Origin of the sequence: Streptomyces sp. NPDC059524 (assembly GCF_042749255.1) — a bacterium.
GTDB classification, from domain to species: domain Bacteria; phylum Actinomycetota; class Actinomycetes; order Streptomycetales; family Streptomycetaceae; genus Streptomyces; species Streptomyces xanthii.
Genome location: NZ_JBHYTK010000006.1, coordinates 66517 through 72889, shown reverse-complemented (window position 1 = coordinate 72889; position 6373 = coordinate 66517). Strand labels below are relative to the sequence as shown.

Sequence of the window (6373 nt, the reverse complement as noted above, 5' to 3'; positions counted from 1 at the left end):
GCGGATCCCGCGCCGCACGCGCCCCTCGGGACCCCCGCATTCCCCCACCCGGCCCCCGGGGGGGCCCCCGCGGGACACCGACCGAGGGGCGCCTCGACCCGAATGAGTGCCGCTCATCTGTGCGCGGCGTGCGGGCTCAGCCCCCGGAGGTGTCCAGCTCCGCGTCCTCCGAGACGCCCGCGCAGTCGTACGGGTCCTTGAGCCAGCCGTCCGGGAGCACCACGCGGTTGTTGCCGGAGGTGCGGCCGCGCGGGCCGTCCGCGCCGGCGGGCCAGTCCTGGTCCAGGTCCAGCTCGTCCAGGCCCGCCCGCAGCTCGGCCAGCGACGAGGTGATCGCGAGCCGCTTGCGCATCTCGGAGCCGACCGAGAAGCCCTTCAGGTACCAGGCCACGTGCTTGCGGAAGTCGATGACGCCCCGCGCCTCGTCGCCGATCCACTCGCCGAGCAGCGTCGCGTGCCGCACCATCGCGTCGGCGACGACGCGCAGCGTGGGCCGCACCCGCTCCTCGCGGCCCTCGAACGCGGCGACGAGGTCGGCGAAGAGCCAGGGCCGGCCGAGGCAGCCGCGGCCCACGACGACGCCGTCGCAGCCGGTCTCGCGGACCATGCGCAGGGCGTCGTCGGCGGACCAGATGTCGCCGTTGCCGAGCACCGGGATCTCGGGGACGTGCTCCTTGAGGCGGGCGATCGCGTCCCAGTCGGCGGTGCCGCCGTAGTGCTGGGCGGCGGTGCGGCCGTGCAGCGCGATCGCGGTGACGCCCTCCTCGACGGCGATGCGGCCCGCGTCGAGGTACGTGATGTGGTCGTCGTCGATGCCCTTGCGCATCTTCATCGTGACCGGCAGGTCACCGGCCCCGGAGACGGCTTCCTTCAGGATCGCGCGCAGCAGGTTCCGCTTGTACGGGAGCGCGGAGCCGCCGCCCTTGCGGGTCACCTTGGGGACGGGGCAGCCGAAGTTCAGGTCGATGTGGTCGGCGAGGTCCTCTTCCGCGATCATGCGGACGGCCTTGCCGACGGTGGCCGGGTCGACGCCGTACAGCTGGATCGAGCGCGGCTTCTCCGTCGCGTCGAAGTGGATCAGCTGCATCGTCTTCTCGTTGCGCTCGACCAGCGCCCGGGTCGTGATCATCTCGCTGACGAAGAGGCCCTTGCCGCCGGAGAACTCCCGGCACAGCGTCCGGAACGGGGCGTTCGTGATCCCCGCCATGGGCGCGAGGACCACCGGCGGTTGCACCAGGTGGGGGCCGATGGTCAGAGCGGACATCGCGGGGTTCTCCGGAACGTGCGGGGCTGGGGGCAAGGACCCATTGTCCCTCACCCGGCGAGGGCCCCGCCCCGGGCGGCCAGTTTCTCCAGGCGCCGCTCGCTCTCCTCGTCCACGGGCACGTACGCGACCAGCCGGTGTCCGTTGCTGTCCGGGCTGAGCCACAAATGGCGGTGTTCCAGGCGCAGCATGCCGATCCCGGGGTCGGGGTGCAGGTACCGCTTCACGTGCGGGGCCATCGGCGCGACCTCGTGCAGCTCCCACAGCGCGCGGAACTCCTCCGAAGCGGCGAGCAGCCCGTCGAGCCGGGCCTGCCAGGCGGGCTCGGCGACGTGCTCGGCCATGGCCTGCCGGAACTTCGCGACGATGACCGGCAGCATCGCGTCCCGTTCGACGAACTGGGTGCGCCAGCGCTCGCTGGTCGCCATGAGCCACAGCGCGTTGCGGTGCTCGGGGGCGAGCTCCTGCGGGTCCCCGAACACGTCGGCGTAGGCCTGGTTGGCGGCGAGGATGTCGTAGCGGGCGTTCTTCACGGTGGCCGGGTAGGGCGCCAGCTTGTGCATGGTGCGCAGGGTCGTCTCGGTGACGGGCGAGCAGGCGGTCGCGGGGTGCGGGTCGACGGTGCCGGCGAGCGCGAAGGCGTGGGCGCGTTCGGTGGGGTCCATCTGGAGAGCCCGGACGACGGCGTCGAGGACGCCGGGCGAGACATTGATGGCGCGCCCCTGTTCGAGCCACGTGTACCAGGTGACGCCGACGGCGGCGAGGAACGCGACCTCCTCCCGCCGCAGCCCCGGTGTCCGCCGCCGTGCGGTCCGCGGCACCCCCGCCTGCTCCGGACTGATCCGTTCCCGCCGGCTCCGCAGGAACGCGGCGAGTTCGTCCCGGCGGGCCTGGGCCGATCCGGCCGTGACAGCTGTGGTCATGCCCTCCAGGGTGCCCCCGCGCTCATCCCGTTGCCAGGTGCTGCCTGTAACAGGATGAGCGGGCTCTGGTACCCGGCTGAGGGGTGCGCGATCGTCGGGGGCATGACCTCCTCGGCTCCCCGCTCTCCGCATCCGGCGGATCGGGCTACCTTCGGAAACATGCCCGATGCCCCGACCCCGCCGGCCCCGTCCGCGCTCTCCCACCGCCGGCGCCTGCTGGTCCTGGCGATCTGCTGCATGAGCCTGCTGATCGTCAGCCTCGACACCACGGTCCTGAACGTGGCGCTGCCGAGCATGGCGAAGGACTTCGGGGCGACGCTCCCGGGCATGCAGTGGGCGATCGACGCCTACACGCTGGTCCTCGCCTCGCTGCTGATGCTGGCCGGGTCGACGGCCGACCGCGTCGGCCGGCGCAGGATCTTCATGATCGGCCTGATCGTGTTCACGGCCGCGTCCGTGGCCTGCTCCCTCGCGCCGAACCTGGAGGCGCTCGTCGCGTTCCGCATGCTCCAGGCCGTCGGCGGTTCGATGCTCAACCCGGTCGCCATGTCGATCATCACGAACACGTTCACCGACGCGGCCGAGCGGGCCCGCGCCATCGGTGTGTGGGGCGGTGTCGTCGGGCTTTCGATGGCGGCGGGCCCGCTGGTGGGCGGTCTGCTCGTGGACTCGGTCGGCTGGCGCTCGATCTTCTGGGTCAATCTCCCGGTCGGCCTCGCCGCCCTCGCCCTGACCTGGCGGTTCGTCCCCGAGTCCCGCGCGCCGAAGGCCCGCCGCCCGGACCCGGTCGGCCAGCTCCTGATGATCGCGCTGCTCGGTTCGCTGACGTACGCGATCATCGAGGGCCCGCACGCGGGCTGGGCGTCCGGGCGGATCCTGTTCTTCGGCGGTCTCGCGCTCGCCGCGCTGATCGGTCTCCTCCTCTACGAGCCCCGGCGCGTCGAACCCCTCATCGATCTGCGGTTCTTCCGCTCGGCCCCGTTCAGCGGCGCCACCGTCATAGCGATCAGCGCGTTCGCGGCGCTCGCCGGGTTCCTGTTCCTGTCGACGCTCTATCTCCAGGACGTGCGCGGGCTGAACGCGCTGCACGCGGGGCTGTGGATGCTGCCGATGGCGGCGATGACGCTGGTCTGCGCGCCACTGTCGGGCCGGCTGGTCGGCAGCCGGGGGCCGCGGATCCCGCTGCTGATCGCGGGCGTGGCCATGACGGCGAGCGGGGTGCTGTTCGCGGCGTTCGACGCGCAGACCTCGAACGGGACGCTGGTGCTCGGCTACGTCCTGTTCGGCCTGGGCTTCGGCTTCGTGAACGCGCCCATCACCAACACCGCGGTGTCCGGTATGCCCCGCGCCCAGGCCGGGGTCGCCGCGGCCGTCGCCTCCACCAGCCGGCAGATCGGCTCGACGCTCGGCGTCGCCGTGATCGGCGCGGTCCTCGCCTCGGGCGTCGCCGGATCCTCGTACGCCGCGTCCTTCACCGGCGCCGCGCGGGCCTGCTGGTGGATCATCGCCGGGTGCGGACTGGCGGTGCTGGTGCTCGGCCTGGTGACGAGCGGGCGCTGGGCCCGGGAGACGGCGCGGCGCACGGCCGAGCGGTTCTCGGCGCCGCGCGAGGAGTCACGGCCCGCGGTCAGCCCACGCGGCTGAGCGCCAGCTCCTGGAGCCGGTCGAGGCGCTCCCGCGAGGCGTCGTCGACCGGCGTGTACGTCACCATGCGGGCGCCGCCGCCACGGGTGAGCCACAGGTCGGTGTGGACGAGGGCGAGCGGGCCCACGTACGGGTTGTGGAAGTGCTTGACCTTGCTGGCCACGGACTGGACGACCTCGTGCCGCTCCCACACCTCGCGGAACTCCGCCGACTCCTCGGTGAGCCGCTTGAGGACGGCCTTCCAGGCGGGCTCGGCGAGATGCTCGGCCATCCCGGCCCGGAACTTCGCGGCGAGGGTGCGCAGCACCTCGTCGAGGCCGACGATCGAGGAGCGCCAGCCCTCGTGGGTGAAGGCGAGCAGCATCCAGTTGCGGTCCTCGGGCGGGATCTCGTCCAGGTCGCACAGCAGCAGCCGGTACGTGCTGTTGTAGGCGAGGATGTCGTAGCGGCTGTTCTGCACGCAGGCCGGGATCGGCTCCAGCTGGTCCATCAGACCGACGAGCTCGGGGCTGAGCGGGGCGCAGACCGTGGCCGGGGCCGGGTCGACCGCGCCGGCCAGGCCGAAGAGGTGGGCCCGCTCCCCCACGTCGAGCCGCAGCGTCTTGGCGAGCGCGTCGAGGACCTGCGCGGAGACCTGGATGTCGCGGGCCTGCTCCAGCCACGTGTACCAGGTGACGCCGACCGCGGAGAGCTGGGCGACCTCCTCGCGGCGCAGGCCCGGGGTGCGGCGGCGCCGTCCGCGCGGCAGGCCGACCTCCTCGGGCGTGATCCGCTCGCGGCGGCTGCGCAGGAACCCGGCCAGTTCGTGGCGCCGGATCTCGGCGGGCCGCACGTCCTGCACTTCCTGCGTCATGGTGGTCATGCCTCCAGCGTGGACCCGGTCCGAGCCTGTTTCCAGGTAGCGGTTCTACCAGGATAAGAACACTCTGGTACCAGTCTGCGTGACGGCGGACCCTCGATGTCATGACCACCCACACGCACACCGCGCCGGGACCGGCCGGCCTGGCACCCGCCGCGCCGGCCGCCCCGGCCCTGGGCCGCGCCGGGCTGCTGACCGTGCTGCTCGGCGCCGCCCTGCCCCTCGTCGACTTCTTCATCGTCAACGTCGCCCTGCCCACGATGGGCCACGACCTGCACGCGAGCGAGCCCGTCCTGGAGCTGGTCGTCGCCGGGTACGGCATCGCGTACGCCGTGCTGCTCGTGCTCGGCGGCCGGCTCGGCGATCTGCTGGGCCGGCGCCGGATGTTCCTCGGCGGTCTGGCCGCGTTCGGGCTGACCTCGCTGGCCTGCGGTCTCGCGCCGACGGCCTGGGTGCTGGTGATCGCGCGGGTCGCGCAGGGCGCGGCGTCGGCGGCGCTGCTGCCGCAGGTCCTCGCGACGATCCAGGCGACGACGGAGGGCCCGCGCCGGGCCCGCGCGATGAGCATGTACGGGGCGACGGCGGGTCTGTCGATGGTCGCCGGGCAGGTGCTCGGCGGGGTCCTGGTCGCGGCGGACCTGTTCGGCACGGGCTGGCGCTCGGTGTTCCTGGTGAACGTGCCGGCGGTGCTGCTCGGCCTCCTGCTCGCCGCGCGCACGGTCCCCGAGACCCGCTCCGCGCGGCCCGAACCGCTCGACGGCCCCGGCACGGTGCTGCTCGCGCTGACGCTGACCGCGCTGCTGGCCCCGCTCACCGAGGGCCGGGCGGCGGGCTGGCCGCTGTGGACGTGGCTGTCGCTCGCGGCGACCCCGTTCCTCGCGTACGGCTTCTACGCGGTGGAGCGCAGGGCGGACCGCGCGGGCCGCACCCCGCTGGTCCCGCCGTCGCTGTTCCGGCTGGTCTCCCTGCGGCGCGGCCTCGCCATGATCGTGCCGTTCGCGCTCGGCTTCTCCGGGTTCATGTTCGTGATCGCGGTGGCGCTCCAGCAGGGCGCGGGGATGGGGCCGGTCTCGGCGGGGCTCGCGCTCGCGCCCATGGCGGCGGCGTTCTTCGTGACGTCGCTCGCGGGCCCGCGGCTCGTCGCGCGCTGGGGCACGCGGGTCGTCACGGCGGGCGGTCTGCTCCAGGCGACCGGTCTGCTCCTGATCGCGTTCGCGGCGTGGCGGACCTGGCCGGACCTGGGGGTGGCCCAGCTGCTGCCCGGGGCGGCCGTCGCGGGCGCGGGGCAGGCGCTCCAGCTGCCGATCCTGTTCCGCGTGATCCTCTCCGAGGTGCCGGCGGCGCGCGCCGGGGTCGGGGGCGGCGTGATGACGACGGCCCAGCAGGCGTCGATGGCGCTGGGCGTGGCGACGCTCGGCTCCCTGTTCCTGTCGCTCACCCCCGGCCTCGGCATGCGCGACGCGCTCCTGCTCACCCTCGCCGCCCAACTGGCCGCGGTGGCCCTGACGCTGGCCCTGAGTCTGCGCCTTCCGCGGACGATCCGCTGACCGCCTGGAGCGCGGCGGGGGTCACGGGGGTCGAGGTCGCGGTCGAGGGGGGGCCCCGGGCCGCGCCCCCCCCCCCCGACGCACCCACAATAACGATCTCACCAGATCACCACATCTGGCGTACCCCCCCCCCACC

The 6373-nt window shown here is 73.6% G+C and carries 5 protein-coding genes; 2 read left to right on the top strand and 3 right to left on the bottom strand.

What is annotated here, in order from left to right:
- Window positions 1–136: 136 nt before the first annotated feature.
- Entirely contained in the window at window positions 137–1264 is a 1128-nt protein-coding gene (gene dusB / locus ACFW9D_RS02925; RefSeq protein WP_384617007.1) for a tRNA dihydrouridine synthase DusB, read from the bottom strand.
- Window positions 1265–1314: 50 nt separating this feature from the next.
- Window positions 1315–2187, bottom strand: a complete 873-nt coding sequence (locus ACFW9D_RS02920; protein ID WP_384617004.1) for a helix-turn-helix transcriptional regulator — start codon at window positions 2185–2187, stop codon at window positions 1315–1317.
- Window positions 2188–2346: 159 nt separating this feature from the next.
- Between ACFW9D_RS02920 and ACFW9D_RS02915 the strand changes: the two genes are divergently transcribed.
- Window positions 2347–3831: an MFS transporter gene (locus ACFW9D_RS02915; protein WP_384617002.1), complete on the top strand. Its 1485-nt coding sequence runs from the start codon at window positions 2347–2349 to the stop codon at window positions 3829–3831.
- On the opposite strand, the gene ACFW9D_RS02910 is transcribed toward ACFW9D_RS02915, so the two are convergent.
- Window positions 3815–4693 carry a helix-turn-helix transcriptional regulator gene (locus ACFW9D_RS02910; RefSeq protein ID WP_188339055.1) on the bottom strand — a complete coding sequence of 293 codons (879 nt, stop codon included), beginning with the start codon at window positions 4691–4693 and terminating at the stop codon, window positions 3815–3817. The genes ACFW9D_RS02915 and ACFW9D_RS02910 overlap by 17 nt on opposite strands.
- Before the next feature lie 101 nt (window positions 4694–4794).
- Here ACFW9D_RS02910 and ACFW9D_RS02905 point away from each other — a divergent pair, with 101 nt between their 5' ends.
- Entirely contained in the window at window positions 4795–6237 is a 1443-nt protein-coding gene (locus ACFW9D_RS02905) for an MFS transporter (RefSeq protein ID WP_188339054.1), read from the top strand.
- Window positions 6238–6373 lie beyond the last annotated feature (136 nt).

What these genes read in the sequence shown, in the direction of transcription:
- dusB (WP_384617007.1), bottom strand. Translation starts at nt 1,264, where the DNA reads ATGTCCGCTCTGACCATCGGCCCCCACCTGGTGCAACCGCCGGTGGTC.
- ACFW9D_RS02920 (WP_384617004.1), bottom strand. Translation starts at nt 2,187, where the DNA reads ATGACCACAGCTGTCACGGCCGGATCGGCCCAGGCCCGCCGGGACGAA.
- ACFW9D_RS02915 (WP_384617002.1), top strand. Translation starts at nt 2,347, where the DNA reads ATGCCCGATGCCCCGACCCCGCCGGCCCCGTCCGCGCTCTCCCACCGC.
- ACFW9D_RS02910 (WP_188339055.1), bottom strand. Translation starts at nt 4,693, where the DNA reads ATGACCACCATGACGCAGGAAGTGCAGGACGTGCGGCCCGCCGAGATC.
- ACFW9D_RS02905 (WP_188339054.1), top strand. Translation starts at nt 4,795, where the DNA reads ATGACCACCCACACGCACACCGCGCCGGGACCGGCCGGCCTGGCACCC.